The 25,640-nt window shown below is 46.3% G+C and carries 25 protein-coding genes; 4 read left to right on the plus strand and 21 right to left on the minus strand.

Annotated elements, in window-relative coordinates:
• Positions 1–126: 126 nt before the first annotated feature.
• The 20 genes from AC0YNV_RS26805 to AC0YNV_RS26900 form a co-directional block, all read right to left on the minus strand.
• Positions 127–525, minus strand: a complete 399-nt coding sequence (locus tag AC0YNV_RS26805) for an SRPBCC family protein (protein WP_475770771.1) — start codon at positions 523–525, stop codon at positions 127–129.
• A complete protein-coding gene (locus tag AC0YNV_RS26810) occupies positions 522–851 on the minus strand; it encodes an ArsR/SmtB family transcription factor (protein WP_210047021.1) in 330 nt (109 codons plus the stop codon). The genes AC0YNV_RS26805 and AC0YNV_RS26810 overlap by 4 nt, the downstream gene beginning before the upstream one ends.
• A 297-nt stretch (positions 852–1,148) precedes the next feature.
• A complete protein-coding gene (sufB, locus tag AC0YNV_RS26815) occupies positions 1,149–2,546 on the minus strand; it encodes a Fe-S cluster assembly protein SufB (protein WP_475770888.1) in 1,398 nt (465 codons plus the stop codon).
• A 52-nt stretch (positions 2,547–2,598) separates the two neighbouring features.
• The gene (sufD, locus tag AC0YNV_RS26820) at positions 2,599–3,888 is read right to left on the minus strand and encodes a Fe-S cluster assembly protein SufD (RefSeq protein WP_475770772.1); all 1,290 of its coding nucleotides are present in this window, start codon (positions 3,886–3,888) and stop codon (positions 2,599–2,601) included.
• Between the two features lie 2 nt (positions 3,889–3,890).
• Positions 3,891–4,670: a Fe-S cluster assembly ATPase SufC gene (sufC, locus tag AC0YNV_RS26825; protein WP_475770773.1), complete on the minus strand. Its 780-nt coding sequence runs from the start codon at positions 4,668–4,670 to the stop codon at positions 3,891–3,893.
• Between the two features lie 57 nt (positions 4,671–4,727).
• Entirely contained in the window at positions 4,728–6,344 is a 1,617-nt protein-coding gene (gene cimA, locus AC0YNV_RS26830) for a citramalate synthase (RefSeq protein ID WP_475770774.1), read from the minus strand.
• 2 nt (positions 6,345–6,346) lie between these two features.
• Positions 6,347–8,089, minus strand: coding sequence for a phosphoenolpyruvate--protein phosphotransferase (ptsP, locus tag AC0YNV_RS26835; protein WP_475770775.1), 1,743 nt, complete (start codon positions 8,087–8,089; stop codon positions 6,347–6,349).
• 120 nt (positions 8,090–8,209) lie between these two features.
• Positions 8,210–8,584 carry a FadR/GntR family transcriptional regulator gene (locus AC0YNV_RS26840; RefSeq protein ID WP_475770776.1) on the minus strand — a complete coding sequence of 125 codons (375 nt, stop codon included), beginning with the start codon at positions 8,582–8,584 and terminating at the stop codon, positions 8,210–8,212.
• A gap of 98 nt (positions 8,585–8,682) precedes the next feature.
• Positions 8,683–9,390, minus strand: a complete 708-nt coding sequence (locus tag AC0YNV_RS26845) for a FadR/GntR family transcriptional regulator (RefSeq protein WP_475770777.1) — start codon at positions 9,388–9,390, stop codon at positions 8,683–8,685.
• A gap of 105 nt (positions 9,391–9,495) precedes the next feature.
• Positions 9,496–10,710: a CynX/NimT family MFS transporter gene (locus AC0YNV_RS26850; RefSeq protein WP_475770778.1), complete on the minus strand. Its 1,215-nt coding sequence runs from the start codon at positions 10,708–10,710 to the stop codon at positions 9,496–9,498.
• 105 nt (positions 10,711–10,815) lie between these two features.
• Positions 10,816–11,970, minus strand: a complete 1,155-nt coding sequence (locus AC0YNV_RS26855; RefSeq protein WP_475770779.1) for a 1-deoxy-D-xylulose-5-phosphate reductoisomerase — start codon at positions 11,968–11,970, stop codon at positions 10,816–10,818.
• A 174-nt stretch (positions 11,971–12,144) separates the two neighbouring features.
• A complete protein-coding gene (locus AC0YNV_RS26860; RefSeq protein WP_475770780.1) occupies positions 12,145–12,828 on the minus strand; it encodes an FMN-dependent NADH-azoreductase in 684 nt (227 codons plus the stop codon).
• Positions 12,829–13,095: 267 nt separating this feature from the next.
• Positions 13,096–13,872, minus strand: coding sequence for a TerC family protein (locus AC0YNV_RS26865; RefSeq protein ID WP_475770781.1), 777 nt, complete (start codon positions 13,870–13,872; stop codon positions 13,096–13,098).
• A gap of 492 nt (positions 13,873–14,364) precedes the next feature.
• Complete coding sequence (locus AC0YNV_RS26870) at positions 14,365–14,667, minus strand: putative quinol monooxygenase (RefSeq protein WP_475770782.1); 303 nt, start codon at positions 14,665–14,667, stop codon at positions 14,365–14,367.
• Positions 14,668–15,222: 555 nt separating this feature from the next.
• Entirely contained in the window at positions 15,223–16,227 is a 1,005-nt protein-coding gene (locus tag AC0YNV_RS26875; protein ID WP_475770783.1) for an oxidoreductase, read from the minus strand.
• Positions 16,228–16,526: 299 nt separating this feature from the next.
• Complete coding sequence (locus tag AC0YNV_RS26880) at positions 16,527–17,216, minus strand: YjjG family noncanonical pyrimidine nucleotidase (RefSeq protein ID WP_475770784.1); 690 nt, start codon at positions 17,214–17,216, stop codon at positions 16,527–16,529.
• A gap of 78 nt (positions 17,217–17,294) precedes the next feature.
• Positions 17,295–17,756 (minus strand): carboxymuconolactone decarboxylase family protein, encoded by a 462-nt coding sequence (locus tag AC0YNV_RS26885; protein ID WP_475770785.1) that lies wholly within the window; start codon positions 17,754–17,756, stop codon positions 17,295–17,297.
• 183 nt (positions 17,757–17,939) lie between these two features.
• The gene (locus tag AC0YNV_RS26890; protein WP_475770786.1) at positions 17,940–18,872 is read right to left on the minus strand and encodes an EamA family transporter; all 933 of its coding nucleotides are present in this window, start codon (positions 18,870–18,872) and stop codon (positions 17,940–17,942) included.
• A 21-nt stretch (positions 18,873–18,893) separates the two neighbouring features.
• Positions 18,894–19,529 (minus strand): FMN-dependent NADH-azoreductase, encoded by a 636-nt coding sequence (locus AC0YNV_RS26895; RefSeq protein ID WP_475770787.1) that lies wholly within the window; start codon positions 19,527–19,529, stop codon positions 18,894–18,896.
• Positions 19,530–19,664: 135 nt separating this feature from the next.
• On the minus strand, positions 19,665–20,108 hold the full coding sequence (locus tag AC0YNV_RS26900; protein WP_475770788.1) for a carboxymuconolactone decarboxylase family protein: 444 nt from the start codon (positions 20,106–20,108) through the stop codon (positions 19,665–19,667).
• 230 nt (positions 20,109–20,338) lie between these two features.
• Here AC0YNV_RS26900 and AC0YNV_RS26905 point away from each other — a divergent pair, with 230 nt between their 5' ends.
• The 3 genes from AC0YNV_RS26905 (at position 20,339) to AC0YNV_RS26915 (ending at position 23,602) form a co-directional block, all read left to right on the plus strand.
• The gene (locus tag AC0YNV_RS26905) at positions 20,339–20,842 is read left to right on the plus strand and encodes an Rrf2 family transcriptional regulator (RefSeq protein ID WP_475770789.1); all 504 of its coding nucleotides are present in this window, start codon (positions 20,339–20,341) and stop codon (positions 20,840–20,842) included.
• A gap of 671 nt (positions 20,843–21,513) precedes the next feature.
• A complete protein-coding gene (locus AC0YNV_RS26910) occupies positions 21,514–22,035 on the plus strand; it encodes a helix-turn-helix transcriptional regulator (RefSeq protein ID WP_210047004.1) in 522 nt (173 codons plus the stop codon).
• Positions 22,036–22,066: 31 nt separating this feature from the next.
• Positions 22,067–23,602 carry an MDR family MFS transporter gene (locus tag AC0YNV_RS26915; RefSeq protein ID WP_475770790.1) on the plus strand — a complete coding sequence of 512 codons (1,536 nt, stop codon included), beginning with the start codon at positions 22,067–22,069 and terminating at the stop codon, positions 23,600–23,602.
• A gap of 455 nt (positions 23,603–24,057) precedes the next feature.
• On the opposite strand, the gene AC0YNV_RS26920 is transcribed toward AC0YNV_RS26915, so the two are convergent.
• Entirely contained in the window at positions 24,058–24,804 is a 747-nt protein-coding gene (locus tag AC0YNV_RS26920; protein ID WP_475770889.1) for an SDR family NAD(P)-dependent oxidoreductase, read from the minus strand.
• 481 nt (positions 24,805–25,285) lie between these two features.
• On the opposite strand from AC0YNV_RS26920, the gene AC0YNV_RS26925 reads away from it, so the two are divergent.
• Positions 25,286–25,633, plus strand: coding sequence for a winged helix-turn-helix transcriptional regulator (locus AC0YNV_RS26925; protein WP_210047002.1), 348 nt, complete (start codon positions 25,286–25,288; stop codon positions 25,631–25,633).
• The last annotated feature ends 7 nt before the right edge of the window (positions 25,634–25,640 follow it).

Raw genomic sequence — 25,640 nt, forward strand, 5'->3', positions numbered from 1 at the left:
GAAGTAGACATAAACCGGCTGCAGTTGACATGCAGCCGGTTTATGTTGATTCGGGTCAAGCAGGGTTCAACTATCGTCCCCTTTAATTTAGCATGGGGAAGGATAAGGTTTGGTAACCGAATGCTTTTATTGTTCCAGCACGTTTTCAAACCCGCCGAACCAATTACCCCAGCCATATCTGGCGCCTTCGAGTCCTTGCTCATTTGTGAACCCGGTTTGATCGAGACGAAGGTTAACCTTTCCGTCTCCTAAATCCTGGAGCGTCCAGGTGACCGTGTGCTGCTCCCCTCCACTGGCCCAGGTATAGGACAACCGGTTTGGTTCGTCCACGATCAGCACTTCGCCGTCAATAATGCCATCCCAATATTCGGACGGCTCAGTGCGGAACTGAAAATGGTGTCCGACGACGGGCTTAAAATCATTTTCCATGATCCACTTGGCAAGCTTGCTTGAATCGGTTAAAGCGGACCAAGCCTTCCCGATCGATGTCGTGTACTGAAAATCCAAAGATAATGCTAAACTCATTCTTCTTCCTCCTCTAATAGTTGGTTCAAGCGCAGCATATTCGTACTCCAGAATTTGCTGTAAAAAGCCACCCAGTCTTGAATTTCTCTGAGCGGGGAGGCGTTCAGCCTGAATCGCGTTTCTCTGCCGACTTTTCGGTCAAGCACCATTCCAGCCTCTTTAAGAATTGTCAAATGCTTGGATACCGCTGTACGGCCCATTTGAAATTGTGCCGTTAATTCATGAAGCGGTATCTCCTCTGCCTCTGCTAACAGACGAATCAGCCGGCGCCTGGTTGGATCTGCAATCGCGTCAAACACATCCCGCAACTGGTTGTCCTCGTTCACAACACCCTCTCCTAAATATTGCGTACTCGATTGTTTCCACCTCATAATGATTTCAAACATTTCAAAAGACCAACTTCTTATTGGACACTATTTGGTGTCTATTTGATTATAGGTCACCATTTGGTGTCGTGTCAACAACATTTTTAAACTCCAGAAAACTGTCAGTCTGCATGTGTGCCGGCTGTTGATTTCATGTCATTTGGCTCCTTGATTACCTGTTAAAAATCTTCAGTACGACAATGCCGAAGCTTTATGATGAGTAGGCAAAAAAAAATCCGCTATATAAGCGGATCTAAATTATCCGATGCTTCCCTCCATCTCGAATTTGATCAGTCGATTCATTTCAACTGCATATTCCATAGGCAATTCCTTCGTAAACGGCTCGATAAAGCCCATCACGATCATCTGCGTAGCTTCAGCATCGGTTAGGCCTCTGCTCATCAAGTAGAAAAGCTGCTCCTCAGAAACCCGGGAGACTGTCGCTTCGTGTTCCAATGTGATGTTGTCATTCATGACTTCGTTGTATGGAATCGTGTCCGAGGTTGATTCATTGTCCATGATCAGCGTATCGCATTTAATATTTGATTTTGAGCCCTGGGAATTACGCCCTAATGAAGTAAGACCGCGGTAATTCACCTTACCGCCATGCTTGCTGATCGACTTCGAGATGATGGTGGACGTTGTGTCCGGGGCCAGATGTATCATTTTGGCTCCGGTGTCCTGATGCTGATTACGTCCAGCGACAGCTATCGATAACACCGAGCCTTTTGCTCCGCGGCCCTTAAGAATAACAGCCGGGTATTTCATAGTCAGCTTGGAACCAATATTGCCATCCAACCATTCCATATTTGCATTCTCTTCCGCAACTGCCCTCTTTGTCACCAAATTATAAATATTGGGCGCCCAGTTTTGAATCGTGGTGTACCGGACTCGCGAGTTTTTCTTGCAAATAATTTCCACGACGGCACTATGGAGCGAATTCGTACTATAAATGGGTGCCGTGCAGCCTTCTACATAATGGACAAAGCTGCCCTCGTCTGCAATAATCAAAGTCCGTTCGAACTGGCCCATGTTTTCCGAATTTATGCGGAAATACGCTTGAACGGGGATTTCACATTTAACCCCCTTCGGCACATAGATAAAGCTGCCTCCAGACCAAACCGCGCTGTTCAGTGCGGCGAACTTATTGTCCGTATAGGGGATAATGGTGCCGAAATACTCCTTAAAAAATTCCGGATGCTCGCGCAGTGCCGTATCTGTATCCGTGAAGATTACGCCTTGCTTCACCAGGTCCTCCTGCATGCTATGGTAGACAACTTCGGATTCATATTGCGCGGATACGCCGGCCAGGAACTTCTGCTCCGCTTCAGGGATACCCGGCTTATCAAAAGTCTGCTTAATTTCAATCGGAACCTCTTCCCAGGTTTTCCTCTGGTTCTCCGAAGGCTTGACATAATACTGAATATCGTCAAAATCAAGATCATCCAAGCGCCCTCCCCAACGGGGCAATGGCATTTTGAAAAACTGCTTCAACGACTTCAAACGAAAATCGAGCATCCATTGCGGCTCGTTCTTCATACGCGAAATTTCTTCAACGATTTCTTCGGTCAATCCTTTACCGCTTTGAAAAATATTCTTGTGTTCGTCTCGAAATCCGTATTGGTATTCTTCCATTTCAGGCATTTTTTTAGCCATCATGAGCACACTCCTTTAGATGATAAAGCCTTAATTAAACCCCGGGATACTTTCAATTGCGCAGTTTCCGTTCAATCCAGTCGTACAGTTGCTCTTCGATGTGCTTGAGCGGTATCTCCTGAACAATGGAAAGCAAAAAACCTAAGATGATCAGATGTTTCGAATCACGCCTTGTTACACCGCGACTCATCATATAATAAATTTGTTCGGCATCTATTTTCCCAATGCTTGCCCCATGGCCAGCGTAAACGTCATTCTCATCGATGAGCAAAATCGGATTCGCATCGCCGCGTGCCAGATCACTGAGCATAAGCACCCGCTCAGTTTGTCCCGCATCTGCTCCGGATGCCCCTTTCTCAATCCTCGTATACCCATTAATAATCGCCGTGGCCTCATCTTGGACTACTGCCTTCACCAGCATGTCGCTTGGCGTATTTCTTCCGTAATGAATCGCGCGCGTCGTCAAATTCAGCTTCTGGGCTCCGGTGCCGATTGAAATCACCTTGGCATCTGAACGCGAACCATTTCCCTTCAGTATGGAGCTTGTATCTGACATCGTATTGCCTTCATTCAATTCCCCAATCGTCCATTGCATAATGGCGTCATTGTCCAGCATGGCCCGGCGATAGATCAGAGCGGTTGTTTCTCCGCTCAAGTTGTGCACGGAAGCAACATGCACGCGCGCGCCCGGTTTGACGACCACCTCGACAACTCCATTATGAACGACATTGTTATTCCGGCCGGATAAATAATGATCAACATAAACAACCGAGCTATTGTCCTCTGCAATGATCAATATATGAGGCGCAAAGGTCGCATCCGAATGTTCCGACTGGAATATCGCTTGCAGCGGCACCGTAACCTCAACATTTCGCGGAACATAAAGGAATACCCCGCCACTCCATAATGCCGCATGCAGGGCAGTAAGGCGATTTTCATCTGCTTTCACCACAGACATGAAATGAGTGTGTACAAGAGCTTCGTGTTCACGAAGAGCCGTCTCCATATCTGTAAAGATAACGCCTTGTTCTTCCAATGTAGCGGTTTGGTTCTTCCAGAGGAGTCCGGAATCACGGTGCACCATGACAGGATTCGAATTCGGATTTCCACCTATTAGTTCCTTTACTTTTTCAGGCAAATCATTGTAATTGTCCAATAGCACGGGTGTATGGTAAAGACCATACGAATCCAGGCTCCAACGGTCTATTCGTGGAAGTTCCAGTTCGCCCGCCAATTCAAGGGCACGGAGGCGAAGATCGGTCATCCAGGACGGCTCTCCCCGATTTCGGGATAACTCGGCTGCTGCATTGGAAGTTGTAGGAAGGACAACGGAAGTCTTCATCGCTATTCCACCTGCCCAACTGTTTCATCTGTGATGCCCAGTTCTTCCTTAATCCAGTCATAACCCTCCGCTTCCACCTTATGAGCAAGCTCCGGGCCGCCGGATTTAACGATGCGTCCCTGCATCATGACGTGTACATAGTCGGGTTTAATATAGGTCAGCAAACGCTGATAATGAGTAATAATCAAGAAAGACCGTTCCTCTGTTCGTATTGCATTCACACCATCGGCCACAATGCGGAGTGCATCAATATCCAGACCGGAATCAATTTCATCCAAAATGGCGACTTTTGGCTCCAGCAGCATCATTTGGAGAATTTCATTTCGTTTCTTTTCGCCGCCCGAGAATCCCTCATTCAAATAGCGGTGGGCAAACTCCGGATTCATCTCCAGATTTTTCATCCGGGCTTCCATTAGACGAATGAATTTTATAAGTGATAGTTCCTTACCCTCGCCGCGGCGAGCATTCATGGCACTTCGCAAAAAATCGGCATTGGTTACGCCAGTAATCTCACTCGGATATTGCATCGCAAGGAACAATCCGGCCCCTGCACGTTCGTCCACATCTATTTCAATCAAATCGACCCCATCGAGACTCGCGAATCCATCGGTTACATCATATTTCGGATGTCCCATGAGAACAGAAGCCAGCGTGCTTTTACCAGTCCCATTCGGGCCCATTACGGCGTGGACTTCACCTCCATTGATCTCGAGATTAATGTCTTTCAAAATTTGTTTGCCTTCGATCGATGCCTTCAAACCGTTTATGATCAATTTTGTCATGAATATTCTTGCTCCCTCCTGTTTAATTCCAGTCCAAATTTTTCTCTTTCTATGGGATTAATGGTTAACCAAACCCCTATCTTGATTAGGATTATTATTTAAATGACTGGCTGACGCTCTTCCAATGAGCGCATAACGGATGCTGTCAACCAAAGCATTCCAGCTTGCCTCGATGACATTCCCGGATACGCCCACTGTGCTCCACGTACTTCCGAAACCTGAGGATTCGACCAATACACGCACTTTAGCCGCAGTAGCATCCTTCTCATCCAGCACACGTACTTTGTAATCGGACATGTGCATCTGCTCGATTTGCGGATAGAACTGGTGTAATGCTTTACGAAGAGCACGATCGAGCGCGTTGACCGGGCCGTTACCTTCCGCAGCCATATAAACGGTTTGTCCTCGAACTTTCAATTTCACTATCGCCTCCGATTTGACGCCATTGGAGGAAGCCTTTTCAACGAGGACTTTAAACGATTCTAATGTGAACATTTCTTCAATTTCGCCGTTGCCCTCTCTGAGCAACAATTCCAGGGATGCATCCGCTCCTTCAAATTGATAACCTTGATGCTCCAAATCTTTGATTTTATTCATAATCAACCGCGTTTCGCTGCTCTCCAAATTGATGTTCAATTTCATCTCCTGGGCTTTCACAATGATATTGCTTTGTCCCGATAGCTCGGATACAAGAATTCGCTGTTTGTTGCCCACCAGCTCAGGAGCGATATGCTCGTACGTTTTCGGATCCTTCATAATGGCAGATACATGAATGCCACCCTTATGCGCAAAAGCGGCAGCTCCGACGTACGGCTGATTGACAGGCATGTGTACATTGGCGATCTCGCTCACAAATCGTGCACTCCCGGTTAATAAGGCAAGCTGTTCATCACTGAAACACTCATATCCCAGCTTGAGCTGCAGGTTGGGTACAAGCGAGCATAAATTCACGTTGCCGCATCGCTCTCCGTATCCGTTAATGGTGCCCTGAACCTGACGGACTCCGGCCTGCACAGCTGCCATCGTATTCGCTACAGCCAGATCGCAATCATTATGAGGATGCAAGCCAAGTGGCGTGTGAACAAGCGTCCGGACATGAGCCACAATCTCCGCGATTTCGCCAGGAAGACTGCCGCCATTTGTGTCACATAACACAATCCAATCCGCTCCGGCTTCTTCGGCTTTGCGGATCGCAGCGATGGCGTATTCCGGGTTCCGTTTAAATCCGTCGAAAAAGTGCTCGGCATCGTAAATGGTTTCCATTCCTTTATGCTTCAAATAGCGAAATGAATCATAGATCATGGCCAGATTCTCTTCCAATGTGGTTTGCAGAGCCGTTGTCACTTGATAATCCCATGATTTGCCCACCAAGGCTGCCGTACTGACCCCGGATTCCATAATTCGATTTAAATTAACATCATGCTCCGCTATTGTGTCCTTACGCCGGGTACTGCCAAAAGCCGTTACTTTTGCCCGCAGCTTCAAGTTCCTCGCACGTTCAAAAAATTCGATATCCTTTTTGTTGCTTCCAGGATTGCCGCCCTCAATATAATGAACGCCAAGCTCATCAAGCTTGCGCGCAATTTTTATTTTATCCTCTGCAGTAAAGCTGACACCTTCACCCTGCGTTCCATCGCGAAGCGTAGTATCGAATACAAAAACCTGATTGCTCATCTTTATTTCCTCCCAATAGGAATAGGATTAGTCATATAGCTTGTCAATTGCTGCATAACCTGCTCACTATCGGCGAGACCAAGAATATGATTCACAGTTGCTTCAGCATCTGCAATGGATATCTCACCGATTCTGTCTTTCACTTTTAGAACCGAACTATTCCCCACGCTAAACTCTCGCAGCCCAAGCCCTAGCAATAAAGGAACCGCTGCTGGATCCCCTGCCATTTCACCGCATAGACTGACAGGAATTCCAGACTGTTTTCCCGCATCCAATGCTCGTTTAACCAGACGGATGACTGCCGGATGATACGGATCATGCGGGGTGGCTATTTTATCATTCATGCGATCCACAGCTAATGTGAATTGAATCAGATCATTCGTCCCAATGCTGAAAAAATCCACTTCATGTGCGAACAAATCAGCCAGCAGGGCTGCTGCAGGAACTTCAATCATCATGCCAATTTCCAGATGCGGGTCGTATGCCATCCCCTCTTTCAGGAGTTGTGCCTCCACTTCCTTCATGAATACCTTAACTGCGCGTATTTGTTGTAAGGATGAGATCATCGGATATAAGACTATCACTTTTCCATACATGCTGGCCCGCAGGATCGCCCGTAATTGGGTTTCCAGTAAATCAGGCTCCCCCAGACAAAATCGTATGCCACGGTAGCCAAGTGAAGGGTTTTCCTCCAGGGGAAAGGAATAAAAGCGGACTTGCTTATCCCCGCCAATGTCCATTATCCGGAACACAAGGGGCTTTCCTTGCAAAGATTGGATCGCATTGCGATATATGATAAACTGTTCTTCCTCAGATGGCGGGGCATAGCGATCCATGAAGAGATACTCTGTACGAAAAAGCCCAATCCCGTCTACCCCCAATTCAAGAGCCTCCACGATTTCATCAGGCATACTAATATTTGCGGAAAGCCTGATAACTTGCCCATCCAGGGTTTGAGCCGGTTTTTTTCTCGTTAAGTCTAATCGTTGTTCTAACACATGTTTTCCATCAATGTAGCCAAGATACTTACACCATTCCTCTTGGGTTGGTTCAATACAAACCTCTCCCTTATCTCCGTCTACAATAATCATCTCATCATCTCTTATATGTGACAGAGCGCTTCCCTCAACCCCCACGATAACGGGGATTCCTTTTGAACGCATCATGATGACAGTATGCGAGGTCAGTCCGCCGGTTTCCAATATGACCCCCATAACTTTGTCAATCGTTAGTTGTGCGACATCCGAAGGCGCCAATTCGTCCGCAATTAATATCACCGAGTGTGTCAGGCGATGACTAGCCGCAGGCATAATACCCAGCAGCTTCCGTATGACACGTTGTGCAAGATCCCTCACGTCTGGAGCACGTTCTTTCATATAATCGTCATCCAATTTTTCAAAAATAATTGAAAACTCTCTCGTCACATGTTCGTAAGTCCATTCAACATTCATCAGCTCTTTCGATAAGCGCTGCTCAACTTCAGCAATAATAGCCGGGTCATACAATAAAGAGAGATAAGCATCGAATATAGCCGCCTGTTCAGCTCCCATTACGGAAAAGACCTTTTGCTTATCCTGTCTTATTTCTTCGGCCGCAGCATCAATCGCACGCTGCAGCCGCGCCGCTTCATTCTCAATCTGTGAACTTGAAATTGTATATTGAGGGACGGCTAACTTATCCTTATTCAACATATAGCTTTTTCCTATCTCAATACCTGGTGATGCCGAAATGCCTTTGATGATCATGGGCATTCTCCCTTTCTTCCATCATGAACTGCAATTAGCACAATGTGTTCATCAGATTAAAAGTCAGCAACATAATATTCATGATATCATCTGACGTTTAAAGATGCGATAAACAAATGGTTATTTCTGCTGATCAATGGTTTCATTCAAATTCTTCAACGTCCATTTTAAGGCTTCGCCCACATTTTTATCCTTAATGGCCTGGTATAGGTTTTCATGAAAGAAGTGCTGTGATTGGTGAAAGCTTTGATTCTTATACAGCATTGTGTTTGCATCCAGGATGACGGATGAAAATGATCGAAATAAATCAGCCGCAATACTGTTTTTACTGGCAACAGCTACAGAGAGATGAAAGGCAATATCTGCATTCAGATAAGTTCTCATGTCCCCTGCATGCAACGCCAGAACACATTGATCCAAAGCGCTTCTCATCTGCGCAATATCCTTGTCTTCCCGCCATAAAGCTGCCAATCCGGAAATCTCCAGCTCCAGCATTGAAATGCCTATCCGCCCCGTTCATTATGATTTTGGCTAGTCATTCCATCCGTTCAAATCATGATATCATCTGACGTTTCAGGTTACAAGAGAACAACTTACTCCTGTTGAAGAAAAGCTTTTAGCTGCAATACCGTTTTATCTAAATTTTTTAATGTCCAATGTGCCGCTGCAGTCATATCTTTATCCTTTATAGCCTGATATAAATTCTCATGAACAGGATGCTGCGGGTCATGGATATTCGGATCCTTCGCCAATTTTTGAAGCGCATCTGAAAGCACAGAAGAGAAGGATTGAAACAAATCTGCGGCAACGCTATTTTTACTTGCCTTTGCTATCGACAAATGAAATGAGATGTCAGCATTTATATAGGCGTCCATATCGCTCTTTTGCAATGCTTGCAACCGTTGGTCCAATGCGCTGCGCATGTTTGCGAGATCGTTGTCGTCACGGCGCTCTGCAGCTAATTTTGAAATTTCCAATTCCAGCATTTTACGTACTTCATAAACCTCCAAAATCTCTGCTCTGCGCAACCGGTTTGACAAAGGCTCCTGAATGCCCGAATTTGTCGTTAAATACGTACCAAAGCCTTGCTTCTTCTCCAGTAAACCGGCATGGACCAACACTCTTACCGCTTCGCGTACGGTAGATCGGCCTACACCAAATTGTTCCATCAATTCGGGTTCTGTGGGAATTTTACTACCCTGCTGAATCTCCCCATCGGAAATTTTCTTTTGCAGCTGATTAACAACATCATCCACCAGCTTCGGACGGCTTATGGTATGAAATGAAATTTTCGAATTCATCTAATCATCTCCTGTTTGAATCATAACACAACAGAACCTCTCGAACAACAGACTGTTGATTAAATGGACGGGACCTCATAGCATACGTAAACGCCGTTGATTTTCTCATGAATTTACCTCTTCGATTACTCGGTTGCGACCGGAAGCAATACCGAAAATAAGCATTAGAATGGTTATGACGAGCAGCACGATAAGCGGAACCTTCCATCCGTTGGTCAAATCATGCAGATAACCGAAAAGTATAGGTCCTGCCGCGGCCAACAGATATCCAACAGATTGAGCCATCCCGGATAATTCAGTTGCGTCATGCATGTTAGTAGTTCGCAATCCGAATAATGTCATCGCAAGACTAAATGCAGAGCCTGCACCAATTCCGATAAAAATAGCCCAAAGCATGACCAGATGATTTCCGGAAAGCAGCCCCCCAATACCAACGAAGAAGAAGAGTGCCGTCAGGAAAATAATGCCGATTTGATTGTTCATACGCCTAGCCAAAATAGGCACGAAAAAAGTAACGGGAAGTAAAGCGAGCTGCATAATCGATAGTATCCACCCTGCGTAATCCGAGCTTATCCCTTGGGTTGTGAGAATCTCAGGTAACCAAGAAATAAAGATAAAGAATAGCATGGATTGCAGCCCAATAAAAAGTGTCACATGCCAGGCGAGAGTGGACTTCCACAAATTCGTCCGCTTTTGGCTCGACGTCGCTATCTTCGCTTTTTCTTGCTGGCGCCCCAGTTGAGGAATCCATAAGAGAATGGCTATCACAGCAAGAAGTCCCCATAGACCCAAAGCTCCCTTCCAGCCTAAACCTGTCTGGTTGGCCATCGGCACACTAATTCCAGATGCAATAGCGCCGCCAAGATTCATCGCCACCAGATAAACGCCAATCATTATTCCAATTTTCAAAGGATACTTCTCCTTGATCAGACTTGGCATTAATACATTGCAAATGGCTATTGCCAGACCTAAAAAGACCGTCCCGATCAGCATTAAACCGATATTCCACGCTGAACGCAGCACAATGCCAAGAATCAGAAGGAGCATCGATCCAAACAGAACAGAGGATATTCCATATTTGCGGGCCATCTTCGGGGCAAACGGCGACATAAAAGCGAATGCGATTAGAGGAAGAGTGGTAATTAAGCCCGCCAACGTATACGATATGCCTAAATCCTCCTGGATGGTCCCTATTAAGGGACCTACCGAAGTTAACGGGGCGCGTAAATTGGCCGCAATCAAAACAACTCCCAGGAGAAGCAGCCAGGCGGGAAATTTGGATTCCGAATGAATGGAGTTGATGTTAGGTTTGGATTTCATTTATGCTTCCTCCATTTCTATTGATTAAGTCTTCAAAATCAATCATTAAACTAAATATTCATCTATTCATCAGATGTTTGAGATTAGAATTCTCCCTGCATAGGGTCAACTTTGCCGCTTGATTAATAAATCCGCCTTTCCTCTTGCCCAGGCATCTGCATGAAGAATATCTTCTAATTGAGGATTTTGAATATTAAGATGACTCGACAATACCTCATCCAATATTTTTTCAAAATCCGAAAAACACGCTTCGTTTCTGCGGAAAGAAAAATTGACGACCTCATTCGCGGCATTCAAGACAGCCGGCATCGTTCCCCCTTGTTTCCCCGCTTCGAAGGCGTAACTCAAACATGGGAAGCGGGCCATATCCGGTTTTTCAAAATTGAGTTGTGCAATCAAGGATAAATCAAGTTTGGGATAATCGCTTTTAAGACGATTGGGATATTCAAGCGCATATTGAATCGGCACTCGCATATCGGGCATGCCCATTTGAGCAATGATAGATCCGTCAACGAATTCGACCATAGAGTGGATAACGCTTTGCCGGTGTATCAACACTTCGATTTGCTCATACGGGACTTCAAACAACCAATGCGCCTCGATGACCTCAAAGCCCTTATTCATCAAGGTGGCGCAATCGATCGTTATTTTTTCTCCCATGCTCCAATTTGGATGCTGAAGGGCATCACTGGCCCTCAATCCCGTCATTTCCTGCTTGGTTAAATCCCTGAAGGCTCCTCCCGACGCTGTGATAATCAGCTTGGACAGTTGATCTCTCGCTTCTCCATTCAAACATTGATATATGGCGGAATGCTCACTATCAACAGGTATAAGCTTACAGCCCTTTTCCTTGGCCAGCTTGGTTACTACACAGCCTACTGCTACCAAGGTTTCTTTATTGGCAATAGCAACGTCTTTTCCTGCATGAAGAGCCTTGATCGTCGGTATAATGCCTGTTGCTCCCGTGACAGAGTTCATCACCAGATCCGCCTCTTCACAGCAGGCAACATCAATCAGCCCCTTCTCTCCATAACAAACAATTACGGAGTCATCTACCTGAGTTTTAACTTTTCGCGCCAGTTCGCGATTACCTACGGACACGATTGTCGGGCGAAATTCATGAGCCTGCTCGATTAAATCATCAATCCTTTGGTTTGCGGCTAATCCGATTATTTTGAATCTATCCGGATGCTTTCTTACCACGTCCAGCGTAGACTTGCCAATTGAACCGCTCGAACCTAAAATACTGATTTTCTTCATGACAGCCTCCCTGGAGATAAAGGTGTATCCATTTGGTTGTTCGCGCTGCTGCAACGATAAGTCTTCGAGGATAACTTTATACTCGAAAGAGCTCCAATTAAGAAAAAATTAGAACTCCTTGATCAAGCCTCCGTTTCTTCTTGAAGTGCGCACCAAGCCGTAAGAAGGTTGGTCTTAGAAATGTTTTGCGGCTTCGCGGGCTTTCGCAACCGCTTTGTCTTTAATTTCTTGCGTTTTGTCGGAGAGCGCGGCCATGCCTTCTACATAAACGGCCTCGAAGCTCGGTACGCCCAGGAATTTCAATGCAGCATCAAGGTGGCGGTGAGCCATTTCGAAACCTGCATATCCGCCTTCGGACAATACGCTGCCGCTTGCCTGGATTTGGAATGCCTTTTTCTCAGTGAGCAGACCAACTGGACCATCAGCTGTATAGTGGAATGTTTTTCCGGCTACAAAGACGGCGTCGATGTACGCTTTAAGCACTGGCGGGTATGAGAAGTTCCAAACCGGGTTCACAAAGATGTATTTGTCTGCTTCCAGGAATTGATCGACCAGTTCACCCAGACGGCCGACTTTGGTTTGCTCGGAAGCGGTTAGTTGATCAAATGCAGTACCTGATTGCAGTTTGCCCCAAGCGCCAAATATTTCGCTGTCAAGGAAAGGAATTTCCGATTGAAACAGGTCAATGTGGTAAATATCATCGTTGGGATTTGCTGCATGGTAAGCATCCAGAAACTCTTTACCGACGGAAAGGCTGAAGGAGCCTTCAACATTGCTTGGGTTTGCAGTGATGTACAATACTTTTTTTCCTGGTGTTTCGGGATTAGTGGTAAAAAGAGAGTTCAATCTGTTCAACATGAAAATACACGTCCTTTTGATAAATTTGGGGTAATGAAAAAAAATACTCCGACAAACTACGCTGCAGTGTGCTTCCGCGTTCAAACATATAACGATGCTGCGATTCCTTTTGTGACAACGCGTAACGTACGCTTTAATATTTTCCATTTATTTATATAATTGTATTATAATTTAATTTAATTCTTTGAGGTCAGTCAAAATGCAAAATGACCATCCCTTAAAGGATGGCCACCTGTCAGCTTAGAGAGGGAAGTCTGGGTGTGGAACCTAGATCTGATCAGCCTGCGAATGTTTTTTAGTCGAAGGCGCAAACCAACCGAAAAGGGCTATTGCAACCAACACTACATAGAAGATAGATGTCCAGACTGTACTATGCGGAAAATGATGCTCTAACACGCCGATATCTTCATGGGCTAGCGTAATTACAGCGAGCTTCACGCCGACCCATGCCACGATCGCATAAGCCGTGGTCTCGAGTGCCGGCCGTTGACCAAGCAGCTTTACAAACCATGTGGCCGCGAATTTGATCAGGATGAGCCCAGCAATTCCTCCAAGCACGACAATCAGGAATTTTCCTCCGTCCATACCACCAAAATCACCAAGCGGTGAATCCGGGAGACCAAGTGCCAGAGCTACTGCAGCAAGAATGGAATCAATCGCAAAGGCGAGATCTGCAAGAGCGATTTTCCCCACGGTTGGCCAGAAGCCTTTTCCTGCGGCATCTGTCTTTATGTCCTCGCGAATGTTCTCGTTTTCCTTGCCAAAACGCGCTTTGATGATGTGCTTTAACCCGAGGTATAGAAGGTAAGCAGCTCCGATCGCCTGTATTTGCCAGACGTTCGCAATAAATGATATCGCAAAGAGAGCGGCGAAACGGAAAACAAAAGCCATAATGATCCCATAGTTGATGGCTTTCTTCTTCTGGTCCTCCGGCAAATGCTTCGCGATAACAGCCAATACGAGCGCATTGTCAGCAGATAGCAATCCTTCCAAACCGATAAGTATTAGTAGTGCCCACGCATACTCCAACCACAATGAATCCAATTTACATTCTCCCCTTTTCAACCATTGTAAGTATAATGAGCCGACAAAGTCAGATTAGTCCGCAATAGGTATACGGAATAAGTCACCGATGGAGTTCATTTTTTTTTTACAGGCCTTCGAAAACAATATTTAAAGCCGCTGTATTAGGGATTGAGCCATGCCTCTGACCAGCTGTCAGCAAGAACAGCCCGTTAACTTAAAATGCTTCCCTCACTGTCGGCAATCGGAGAATGTTCTTGTCACAAAACGGGAACCGGATCGAATTCTTATCATCACCAAATGACAAGAACTTGATCCACCAGCAAAAAAAATCCCGCGGTTTACGCGGGCTTCATTCGGACAATGTTTTTGTAAACCGGCATATGTACTTTCATCTTCAATAACAGTTCAGGACGAATTCGTCATCCTCGGAGGGGATCGTCGACCTTCGAGAAGCCGATTGCTCATCTAGCCGGGTCAGGTCACCGATATTTTTTTAGTACACCTCGTGATTTAAAACCCTTTTCCCCCGAGCGGCCGAACCTTAACGGCGCTCCCTCCGGCGATTAAATGCCGGCAGCGCCCGATGAGCGCAAGCACGTTCTCGTTCTTCAGAGACGCGGTATGCGCTTCCTGACTCTCCCACAGCTCGGTGATCCACAGATCGTCCGGATCTTCTTCAGCCGCATGTAGAATATAATAGATACAACCCTCCATATCGTTCAGCGTTTCACTGGATTCCAGCATCATCTTCGCGAGTTCTTCCCGTTTCCCCGGGTGGGCTGTCAATTTTCCAAACATGGCGTATTTACTCATCGTTCATCTCCCTTTCTTCTTGTAAGATTCCAAATAACATCACTTCATAGGATGCTGGCTGCTTGGCAGTCAGCGGCTTTCCCGAGCGTAGCATCCAGAAGATTAATCACTTACTGTCTGCCTTTGTCATGGTCCAAATCTTCTTTCCGTGAAGCGTCCGGAATCGCCGTTCCGCCATTCCTCTTGGGATTTTCTTCATCCTCATAATGATTATAATCCTCTATCCCTGACAAAAATAGTCAGGCATTCCAATCGTTTATTCTTTTTTTCAAGAAGCGCGGTGATCCGCCAGATACAAACTCTCCCCCCGTATCCAACGTGATCTTACAGACTCGCACCAGTCAAACGTGTGGAAATTCCGGCACGAATCAAGAGGCTGCATTAACCGGGGGATTCAAAAAGACCCGCCCTGCCATGGGAGTTAGAATTTCCATATGTGATCTTGCCGTTACAACAATAAAAGCTGTCGAGGATTCCTCGACAGCTTGACCAACATAGGATTGCGTTGTACATGTGCGCTCTACAAAGATGACTTCCGCGTCCGGTACATTTCCCTCAGCTCGTGAACTTCACACCAGTCATCTCTTCACTGAGCTGCCAGAGCCGTTTCGCGGAAGCGGGATCGATAGCCCATGGCGGCACGCCTGAGACTGTCGAACTTACCGGAGTGTCCGCCAGGACTTCCGTTGTGATATCGACGTTCTCGCAGTAAACGCCACCTCTTCCGTCCAGTTGCGTACTGGTTGCACACCAGACGCTAGTCGCAGCGCCCTGTTCGACCGTCTTGTATCCCAGGGATGGGTTATTAACGGGATGTCCTTGATCATCTATAATACCCATGGCACGCAGCTCCTCGTCCGACAAAAAACGAGCCAGGTCGGTCTTGATTACGCCGGGATGGACAGAGAAGGCACGGACGCCATGCGCATGACCCTGCCTGTCCAGTTCAACGGCAAACAGCGCGTTGGCGGACTTGGACTCACCGTATGCTTTCCATTTATCATACTCTCGCCGTTCGAAGTTCGGATCGTCGAAATTGACGCCTCCAAAGAAGACTGCCCCTGAAGAGAGCGAAACGACTCGCGCGCTTCCCGATTGTTTCAAGGCTGGCCAGAGCCGCGCCGTCAATTGGAAATGCCCCAGATGATTCGTGGCAAATTGGGATTCGTAGCCGCGCGCGTCGCGCACCAGCGGAGGCACCATTATGCCGGCGCTATTGACGAGGATATCCAAGGACCGCCCAGAATCCAGAAACCGCTGCGCGAATGCGTCGATTGAAGCCGGATCCATCAGATCCATCTCCTCCAGCTCCACCCGCGGAATGGCGGCGATTGAAACCCGGGCCTTCTCCGCAGTGCGCGCAGGCACGATAACCACAGCTCCGGCTTCCGCCAGAACGCGGGTTGTTTCGAGTCCTAGCCCGGAGTATCCGCCGGTCACGATGGCAACCTTCCCACTTAAGTCGCGTCCGCCGAGTGCTTCCTTCGCCGTTGTTTGCTTGCCGAAGCCCGATGGAATCGGCTCCTGTGGTGTTATCTTATAAGAGTTATTAGTATGCATCTCTTGTTGTTCCTCCTAGTCGCTATCTTTCGTCTGGCGTCATCGTCCAACTTGTGGTTTATACAGCTTGCTTGTTGTAATTATAGTTTATAAGTTTACTATATAGTAGCACTTACTTATTAGTTACATAGTATCAAAAATGTGATAATTGAATGATTTACATGTTCCCGATTCTCATTGTGGCTCTCCCGGTCGTCATTCATGAGCCGCATTCGCGGTAAACCGCTTACCGCATCTTGACGAAAAAGCCTCCGGAACACGGCTCATCGGCCAACATCAGTATATCGGTGAGCCTATCTCTAGCTTTGGGAGCAGATGTCATATAATTCCACTAAGCTTGTGACCGTATAGGTACTTTGAATTTCTGCAGTACCTTTTTGTGACTTTGTGTTAAACCAGCAGGTATCAATTCCTGACAGAAGGCCACCTTTTATATCGGTATTTAATGAATCCCCGATAATAAGTGCTTCCTTTATATTAAAATCTTTAATATGACTCATCACGTAATCGAAAAATGCTGTTGATGGCTTTTGAGATCCAATGCTTTGAGAATCAAAAATGTCTTCAAAAAATTCATACAAGCCTGACTGCTTCAATCGCTTTATCTGTGTTTGGGTTATACCATTCGTGATAACAAACAATCTATGGGATGCAGACAAGCTTTGACACAATTCTAAAGCTCCTTCCATAAGCTGACTTCCATTGCCCAAAAGCTCCCGGTACAGATTTTCCCATTCCATGCCATCCACAACTTCTCCCAGTCTTAACATTGTTTCTGAAAATCTTGCGTTTAGCACATCATCCAATACAATATTTCCATTTTCATATTCAGCCCATAGTTGTTTGTTGACGGCATTATATACTCGAAACAACTCATCCGAAAAAGTATAGCCGTAGTGCTGAAACAATTTGGTTAACGAATCCGTTTCATTAGCGCCAAAATCTAACAAGGTATCATCTAAATCAAACAGAAGTATTTTATAGCTCATTTTTCCTCCCCTTAAATATAAATAAATGACTAAAGTCAATCCCCGTACATAGTCGATGTACGGGGATTTCGCCTACAGCTATTTACGTACGGCCGGCTGATATTCTCCAGGTAGCATACCCGTTGATATCGCCATTCGATTCCAGCAGTTGATCGCATTAATCGCCATAATTAAATTGACAAATTCGCCCTCGTCGAAATGCTTGCGGACTTGCTCATACAATTCCTGCGGCACGCCAGCATCTGAAATTTTGGTCACCGCTTCCGTTAATGCTAATGCGGCCCGCTCCGCTTCCGTATAGAACGGAGCTTCCCGCCATGCATTGAGCAAATACAATCGCTGCTCCGTCTCCCCCATCGCACGCGCATCTTTCGTGTGCATATCCAGGCAGTAGGCGCAGCCATTAATTTGCGAGGCACGAATTTTAATCAGCTCCCACAGGTTGTGGTCAAGACCACTCTTCTTCACATACCCTTCCAATTGTAAAAGTGTTTGTAAAGAACCGGGCTGCACTTTCATATAATTCAGTCTCATTTCCATGTTTCCATACACCCCTTAATTTTTTTGTGGTTAACGTAATTAATACTTTATTACTTTATTACTTTCTTACAAGTCCATCGCTATATACGCTGCAATTCCATGACCATAAATATTCTGCCAGCTTTAGATCGCAAATATTCCTTCACGATTTCGCGTCCGCCTTTTGTAAGAAAAGACCGAAGATTACGAACTTCCATTTGCGCCGACAAGTTCGGATTGTCTCTTCTTGCGCTTCATAAGCTCAGGCAGGGCAATACCGAACATTGTGACCCCAACACCAAGCCACTGCAGCCAGTTGACGGACTCATTCAGGACGACGTACGACATCATGACGGCCGTCGGCAGTTCCGCTGCACTCAAGATTGTAGCTAGTCCACCGCCAACACGCGGTACGCCAATGGCATAGAACAACGGCGGGATGACGATACCGAAGAGAGCCAGCAGCAGCGCCCAAGGTACAAGTCCGTCGTGCAAAGATCCATTTATAAGAAAATGCGGCGGAAACACCAACATAGCGAGAATAAATGAGCCAGACAGCATAATCGCGCTTCGTGTGATCGGATCGACTTGTTTGGCTGTTTTCCCGCTAAACCAAATGAAGAGCGCATAGCTAACGGCAGCCGACAAGCCAAGAACAACACCTGTCCAGGATACAGCTTCCTTGCGCCCGCCCCAATATCCGCTTGCCATAATAATCCCGACAAACAAGATGACGAGCGATAGAAGTTTATCTTTACCAGGACGTTTGCGTTCAACTGCTGCTTCCAGCAGGATGCCCATCCACGTAAATTGAAACAACAAGATAATCGCGAATGAAGCCGAAATATGCTGGAGCGCTGAATAGTAAAGCATTCCCGTTAAGCCTGTTGTCGTTCCTACGGCCATGAGCGAGAGCACTTGACGCCTTGTTACTTTAAATGTATGCAACGCAGCGGGTTGCTTGGCAGATTTCGCGGTCACGAATACCAATATCCACAGCATAATCACACCGAACAGGTTTTGACTGCCGACTACATCGCCGACATTGAAACCAATCTCATAAGCTTTCTTTACAAAAGTAGACAATAAACCAAAGCTGCATGCCCCGGCTAAAACAAATAAAATGTATTTCTTCATATTAGAAATTATTCAACTGGCTTAGAAGCTTTTGGCTAGTTCGAGCGCTTGTTGAATTGCTTTTTCTTTAATAGCAGGCGCTTGATCCGGTGCAGCTCCCATACCCTCGATATAAATAACTTCAATTGAAGGAATGCCTATGAATTTGGATACAGCGGACAAGTATCGGTGGCCGAATTCGAAGTCTGCCGCTGCTCCCTCGGAGAGCACGCTGCCGGAAGCCTGGATATGAAGCATTTTTTTGTCAGACGCTAAGCCAATTATACCCTCCGCCGTATAATTAACTGTTTTTCCGGGTATGCATATGGCGTCAATATAAGCTTTCAATACGGGTGGAAACAAGAAATTCCAAACTGGATTGACGACAACGATTTTATCTGCGGTGAGAAATTGATCAACCAGTTCACTCAAACGGGTCACTTTAGCCTGAGCATCCGGGCTCAATTGATCAAAAGAACTGCCTCTTTTCAATTGGTCCCAGCTACGTAACACTTCAGCGTCTAGCTGCGGGATATCCGTTTTATATAGATCCAGATGAATAACTTCATCGTTAGGATTTGCTTCACGGTAGGCTTGGATAAACTCGTGGCCTACGGACAAACTATGGGATGCACTCTTATCCAATGGGTGTGCGGTCACGTATAAAACGGTTGACATGATTGGTCCCTCCTTGAGGTTAACCAGTACCTGAATATAAATAAATGATTTAGCAGTGCTCATTGCGTAGGTTTACCATGAAGACCGGCCGTTATCTTCAATGGACCTACAATCGTAAGAGCTGTAAGCTTCTCTTTACTCCTCTTCAGGGAACATTCCCGTGGAGATAGCGATTCGATTCCATGCATTAATGGTATTGATTGCCATAATGATTGCCACATATTCCGCCTCATCCACATGTGTCCGAACTCTTTCATACAATTCCTGCGGCACGCCCTGCTCGGAAATACGGGTTACAGCTTCCGTAAGCTCAAGCACCGCTCTTTCTTTGTCGGAATAAAAGGGGGCTTCGCGCCACGCGTTAAGTAAATAAATCCGCTGCTCCGTCTCGCCCATTTTCCGCGAATCCCGTGTATGCATGTTTATACAATAAGCACACCCGTTAATTTGTGATGCTCTGATCTTAATTAATTCATATAGCTTTGCATCCAACCCACTCGTCTTAATAAACCCTTCCAGCTTCATCATCGTTTGCACAGCACCTGGGCTTGCACTCATATGATTTAATCTAACCTTCATAGTAATCTCCTCCGTGAACAACAAATTTTATCTTGCCTTATGAAGTGTAACGCTGACAATGTTTATCGTCGATTAACCTCATCCACAATATAAACCTTTCATTTGCGGCTGTCAACCAAAAATCATGGGTCATTTGGCCGAAAATACCCAAATACCCTCATTTGACAAGGGTTTTAAATCAACCTAAGATGATTAATAACAACCTTTTTATCTAGAAAGCAGGTGTTTGTATGCAGTATAGTATTGGCGTTGAATATGGATTGCATTGCTTGGTCTATTTAATTGATATTCCTCCTGAATCAACCATTGGGATTAAAGAGCTTTCCGCTTTTCAAGGTGTTTCAGAGACCTATCTTTCGAAGATTTTCAGTAAATTAACAAAAGCTGGTATCGTAAGCTCTGTCCCTGGTGTAAAAGGAGGTTATAAATTAGCCAGGTCTCCTGCGGATATTTCTTTTTGGGATGTAGTTGAAGCTGTTGAAGGTGCAGCCCCCATTTTTCAATGTAAAAACATCAAAGATAATAGCTATCTATGCCGTGATGAGGACTATGCAGCATGCACTCGAGCTTCTTCCTGTGTGATAAACTTAGCCATGCTTGAAGCAGAAGATAGTATGCGCAATCTTCTTCGTAAAAAGTCACTAACTTGGTTGAATGAAGAGCTTGATCGCGTATTGACCCCTCAATCGCGCAAAGATACCCGTGAATATTTTGCTAGTAGCAACAATGTTTAATGGAATTAAATGGGACACTTAATGAATAAATACGCACAGCTATTATGGAAAGTGAGAATTTAACCAATTTTAAAACGGACAGCTCCCCTGGATCCTGGACATGTCGCAGTTGTAGGACTGCGTGTCGAGGATTTTCACGTTATTATAGTGAAATCCACTATTGATTCCCGTCAATAAACGTGGCTTCGGAGAAAACTTTACTTCCAGTACGACCATTTATTACGTCTCATTCGCGAATGAGATCAAGTTCTTGTCAAGATCGGAAATGGGATCAAGTTCTTGTCATTGGCAAGCAACCAAAGCGGAAGGTTAAGTGGCATTATTAAAGCAGGAAATCAGTGCAAATGGAAGGCACTATTATATATTGCAGACGCCAAAGCACTATTAGAAGATTAAAGAATGCCAGAATAGTGCCAGAAACAGCGGCTTATGATGAAGATGACAGACGCTGCAAATAGTAAAAAAACGCCAAGCCGCATGTGATTCATGCGGCCTGGCGTTTATTTTTGTTAAACGGCTGCGATCCTGATTGGTTCTTAAACCTTTAAACAGTTCGTTCATGCCTCCTCGAGGATGGCAGACCAATAGCCGAAATATATGTTGACTCGATATATATTGACCTGATATATTGAATCCATCATCAAACTATAACGCGGGAGGCCATTATTAAAATGAACAGTCAAGATGTCATACTAGGCTTGCTTCACCGCCAGCCGTTGTCCGGGTACGAAATCAAGCAAATGCTCGAGATGCCGCTGTCTTTCTTTTTCGATGCCAGCTTCGGCACGATCTACCCGACGCTCGCGAAGCTGGAGGCGCAGGGGTTTATCATCAAAGAAAACGTCATTCAAGACGGGAGGCCGAACAAAAACGTGTATTCGCTGACCGATGCCGGACGCCAGCAGTTTCAAGCTTTTCTCGAATCGCCGATGGAGAAGGACAGCTTCCGTTCGGATTTCCTCGTGCGGATGTTTTTCGGGGAATACATGGACACGGATACGCTGACCGATTGGGTTCGCGACGAGATCCGCAAGTCCGAGGCGTCCGGCGAGCAGCTGGGACGCATGAAGCAGAAAATCGCGCCAGGCATGCCGCCGTCGAAGACGCTATGTCTCGAGATCGGGTTCGAGTTGAATGCGGCCAAGACCCGAACCCTGCATGAGGCTCTGCGGAAACTGACGGAATCGGAATAAGACTTAAATCTTGGAAGGAGTGGCACTGCTCATGTCAACAGCTTCAAAACATACGGGACTGATCGTCCTGTCCATGGCGTTAGGATTGCTGATGGCTTCGCTGGATAATACGATCGTGTCCGCCAGCGTCAACAAAGTCATCGAGAACATCGGGGGCTTCGAGAAAATCTCGTGGGTATTTACCGCCTACATGCTTGCGGCCACCAGCACCATGCTGATTTTCGGCAAACTGTCCGATTTGTTCGGTCGCAAGAAGTTTTACCTGATTGGCATATCCTTATTCCTTATCGGCTCTGCTCTTTGCGGCATGGCGCAAACAATCGATCAGCTGATCTGGTTCCGCGTCATCCAGGGCATCGGCTCTGGCTCTGTATTCCCGATTTCATTCTCCATTATCTTCACCTTGTTCGGCGACCCTAAGCAGGCCGCCAAACTGTCCGGGGTCATGGGCGCCGTATTCGGCTTGTCGTCCGTCGCCGGCCCTCAGCTCGGGACACTGATCTCGGAGCATTTCAGCTGGCGCTGGTGCTTCTACGTCAACCTGCCGATCGGCATCGCGTCGATGCTCGTGCTCCTCTTCTCCCTTCGCGAATCGAAGGCCGAGCGCAAGCCAAAGATCGATTATCTCGGCGCAGTGCTGCTGATCGTGACGACCGTCTCCGTCCTGCTCGCGCTGGAGCTTGGCGGCAAGGATTATGCCTGGAGCTCCTGGCAGATTATCGGACTATTCGCAATCGGCGCGATCGGCGCGGTCTCATTCCTGCGGGTGGAATCCAAAGCCGAAGAGCCGATGCTCCCCCTCTCCATCTTCAAGCATCGACTGGTGCTCGGCACAAGCCTGCTCTGCTTCTGCCAGGGATTCATCATGTTCTCAGCCATCACGTATCTGCCGCTCTATGCGACCAGCGTGCTCGGCAAGGCCAATTCCAACGGCGTCCTGACGCCGATGATGGCCTCGCTGATCGGAGGCGCGATCGTGGCTGGTTTCATCTCGGCCAAGTTTCGTTTCCGGTCGGTGATGTTCGTGAATATGGCGCTCGGCGTCGTCGCCTCTCTCCTGCTCATGAATCTCTCGCCGGATATGCCGTATTGGCAGGTCATCAGCATCATGATTCTGCTGGGTCTCGGCGTGATCGGACCACTGATGAGCATGGGCCAGAGCGCGGTTGCGATGGCCGTAGATACGAAATACATCGGCATCTCCTCCTCCGTCGTCGGCTTCTGGCGCAATATTGGCGGCGTGATGGGCGCTTCCATCATGGCCGTGCTCGTCAATGCGAGTCTGAAGAACTCCTCGCAGGAGGCAATCGCCAAATTCCAAATCCCAGACCAGCAGGAGGCGACGCTGACCAATCCGGAGACAGTCCTCCGCGGTGCATCGGAAATGCCGGCAGATCTGCTCGCCTTCATGAGAAATGCGATCGGAAACGCCATCTCCCACGGCTTCATCCTTGCCTTATTCGTAATGGCCGCCGGCGCAATCATCGCCCTCACCCTCGGCAATGCGCGCCTGCAGAAGAAGCCGGAAACGGAAGAGGAAAATGCGCCCGTCGTGCATACTGCCTAGTCTGCCCGGAATTGGACGATCCACCAGCTTTCGCTCCACTATCAAAAACATCCCTGCCTTATCCTGATAACGGCAGGGATGTTTTTTCGATGCATTGTCATGCCGAGGCGCTCCGGATACCGCAGTTCAGCGGTACATCGCGCAGTTCAATTATTATGCGCGATCTCTTTGCAACTCATGCGAATACCTCTCAAAAATGAACATGATAACATGTGTCAGTTTCTCGTTCTCTTCCAAAAAAGCTCGCTCGATTGCCGTCCGGATCAGGCACTTCCTTCGAGAACGGAACAATATTTTTGTCACAAGTCGTGAATCTCCATAGCTGCCTAGCAAACAAAACCATCGACCGATTTGGGCGATGGTTTTGTTGCAAATATGATGTCAAGATAAAGCTGAATACCGTCATGTCATTTACATTCTGTCATCCATTAAAGATCTTAGGGTATATTTCCGAATTAAATTTGTGCAACTCCGCCATCTACGAATAATTCAATCCCATTTATATAGCTGCTTTCATTAGAGGCCAGGAACATGACGGCATTCGCGATTTCTTCGGCTTTCCCCACTCTGCCTAGCGGTATTTCATTCTTGGCCTGTTCAAGGAAGTTATTTAACTCGGCTCCGAATAAGTCATCGTAAGCCGGTGTATGAACGGTTCCCGGACTAAGGACGTTGACACGAATTCCTGTTCCTTTCAGATCCAGAATCCAGCTGCGGATCAGCTGTCTTATTGCCGCCTTCGATGCGCCATAGATACTAAACGCCGGCATCCCCGCTGCACCAGCAGTGGACCCCGTCAAAATAATCGAACCTGTCTTATTCGGAAACAACGGTAATGCCTTTTGCACCGTGAATATGGTTCCTTTTACATTGACGTCAAATGTTTTGTAATAATGCTCTTCTGTAATTTCGCCTAGTGGAAGCAAGGATCCCAGCCCCGCATTTGCAACGAGGATGTCCAAATGTCCTTTCTCTTGCTTCACGGTTTCGTACAGCTTGTCCAAATCTGCCAACTTGGAAATATCGCCTTGAACACCCGTTGCATTCTTCCCAATCAGCTTAACTGCTGCATCCAGTTCACTTTGTCTGCGGCCGGTAATAAAAACATGCGCGCCTTCTTTTGCAAACTGCTGTGCTGTTGCAAGACCAATACCGCTGGTGCCTCCTGTTACAACCGCTACTTTACCATCAAACTTACCCATATTATGACTCTCCTTTAAGAATAATTTTAGTTTCGTATAGGAAGTTCTAATTTCCATTTCCCTTCAATAAAAAGGTTAGGTACTGAACTTCTTATAGTTGCTATTATGGATCAAAAGTAACCGAAATAAAAGTACACACTTTTTTGTTATATAGTCACCTGAAAGTGACAATTGAGTAAAATAAGCAGCTTCATAAGGATACTTTACGTTTCTTCATACACCGCTCTTCTCACATAGCCTTCCAATTGTAAAAGTGGTTGTAAAGAAGCGGACTGCACTTTCATATAATTCAGTCTCATTTCGAAGTGTTCCAAAATACAGCATTCAGTACGACGTACGACATGATGGCGGCTGTAAGAGCTATTCATGTAAGCCAGCGAATGATATTATGAATTAATCGTAATAATAAATAAAGTACACACTTTTTTGTTATATAGTAATTAAAAAGTGATAACTGTAATCGGGAGATGTTATTTCAAAAATGAAAACTTATTACTGTGACCTGGAGGTTACTTTGGAGGTAATCGGAGGGAAATGGAAGGGGCTTATTTTATACCATGTGATAAAAGGCCCAAAACGGACGAGCGAGCTAAAGAGACTGATACCCAATATTACTCAAAAAATGCTTATTCAAACGCTTAGAGAGTTAGAAGCGAGTGGACTTATCAGTAGGAAAATGTATAATCAAGTTCCTCCGAAAGTCGAATATTCAACTACAGAGCTTTGCCAATCACTTGAACCAATTTTGAGATCGCTTTGCACCTGGGGTGGAAATTATGCAGAGAAATCATTCGCTCAGGATGAGTTCGAAATTTTGCATTTGGAATAGTGAAAAA

It is taken from the genome of Paenibacillus sp. JT31N11 (assembly GCF_056269285.1).

Bases quoted from the DNA above. Each gene is read 5' to 3' on its own strand.
- AC0YNV_RS26805 (WP_475770771.1), bottom strand. From the start codon at position 525: ATGAGTTTAGCATTATCTTTGGATTTTCAGTACACGACATCGATCGGG.
- sufB (WP_475770888.1), bottom strand. From the start codon at position 2,546: ATGGCTAAAAAAATGCCTGAAATGGAAGAATACCAATACGGATTTCGA.
- sufD (WP_475770772.1), bottom strand. From the start codon at position 3,888: ATGAAGACTTCCGTTGTCCTTCCTACAACTTCCAATGCAGCAGCCGAG.
- sufC (WP_475770773.1), bottom strand. From the start codon at position 4,670: ATGACAAAATTGATCATAAACGGTTTGAAGGCATCGATCGAAGGCAAA.
- cimA (WP_475770774.1), bottom strand. From the start codon at position 6,344: ATGAGCAATCAGGTTTTTGTATTCGATACTACGCTTCGCGATGGAACG.
- ptsP (WP_475770775.1), bottom strand. From the start codon at position 8,089: ATGATCATCAAAGGCATTTCGGCATCACCAGGTATTGAGATAGGAAAA.
- AC0YNV_RS26840 (WP_475770776.1), bottom strand. From the start codon at position 8,584: ATGCTGGAGCTGGAGATTTCCGGATTGGCAGCTTTATGGCGGGAAGAC.
- AC0YNV_RS26845 (WP_475770777.1), bottom strand. From the start codon at position 9,390: ATGAATTCGAAAATTTCATTTCATACCATAAGCCGTCCGAAGCTGGTG.
- AC0YNV_RS26850 (WP_475770778.1), bottom strand. From the start codon at position 10,710: ATGAAATCCAAACCTAACATCAACTCCATTCATTCGGAATCCAAATTT.
- AC0YNV_RS26855 (WP_475770779.1), bottom strand. From the start codon at position 11,970: ATGAAGAAAATCAGTATTTTAGGTTCGAGCGGTTCAATTGGCAAGTCT.
- AC0YNV_RS26860 (WP_475770780.1), bottom strand. From the start codon at position 12,828: ATGTTGAACAGATTGAACTCTCTTTTTACCACTAATCCCGAAACACCA.
- AC0YNV_RS26870 (WP_475770782.1), bottom strand. From the start codon at position 14,667: ATGAGTAAATACGCCATGTTTGGAAAATTGACAGCCCACCCGGGGAAA.
- AC0YNV_RS26875 (WP_475770783.1), bottom strand. From the start codon at position 16,227: ATGCATACTAATAACTCTTATAAGATAACACCACAGGAGCCGATTCCA.
- AC0YNV_RS26880 (WP_475770784.1), bottom strand. From the start codon at position 17,216: ATGAGCTATAAAATACTTCTGTTTGATTTAGATGATACCTTGTTAGAT.
- AC0YNV_RS26885 (WP_475770785.1), bottom strand. From the start codon at position 17,756: ATGGAAATGAGACTGAATTATATGAAAGTGCAGCCCGGTTCTTTACAA.
- AC0YNV_RS26890 (WP_475770786.1), bottom strand. From the start codon at position 18,872: ATGAAGAAATACATTTTATTTGTTTTAGCCGGGGCATGCAGCTTTGGT.
- AC0YNV_RS26895 (WP_475770787.1), bottom strand. From the start codon at position 19,529: ATGTCAACCGTTTTATACGTGACCGCACACCCATTGGATAAGAGTGCA.
- AC0YNV_RS26900 (WP_475770788.1), bottom strand. From the start codon at position 20,108: ATGAAGGTTAGATTAAATCATATGAGTGCAAGCCCAGGTGCTGTGCAA.
- AC0YNV_RS26905 (WP_475770789.1), top strand. From the start codon at position 20,339: ATGCAGTATAGTATTGGCGTTGAATATGGATTGCATTGCTTGGTCTAT.
- AC0YNV_RS26910 (WP_210047004.1), top strand. From the start codon at position 21,514: ATGAACAGTCAAGATGTCATACTAGGCTTGCTTCACCGCCAGCCGTTG.
- AC0YNV_RS26915 (WP_475770790.1), top strand. From the start codon at position 22,067: ATGTCAACAGCTTCAAAACATACGGGACTGATCGTCCTGTCCATGGCG.
- AC0YNV_RS26920 (WP_475770889.1), bottom strand. From the start codon at position 24,804: ATGGGTAAGTTTGATGGTAAAGTAGCGGTTGTAACAGGAGGCACCAGC.
- AC0YNV_RS26925 (WP_210047002.1), top strand. From the start codon at position 25,286: ATGAAAACTTATTACTGTGACCTGGAGGTTACTTTGGAGGTAATCGGA.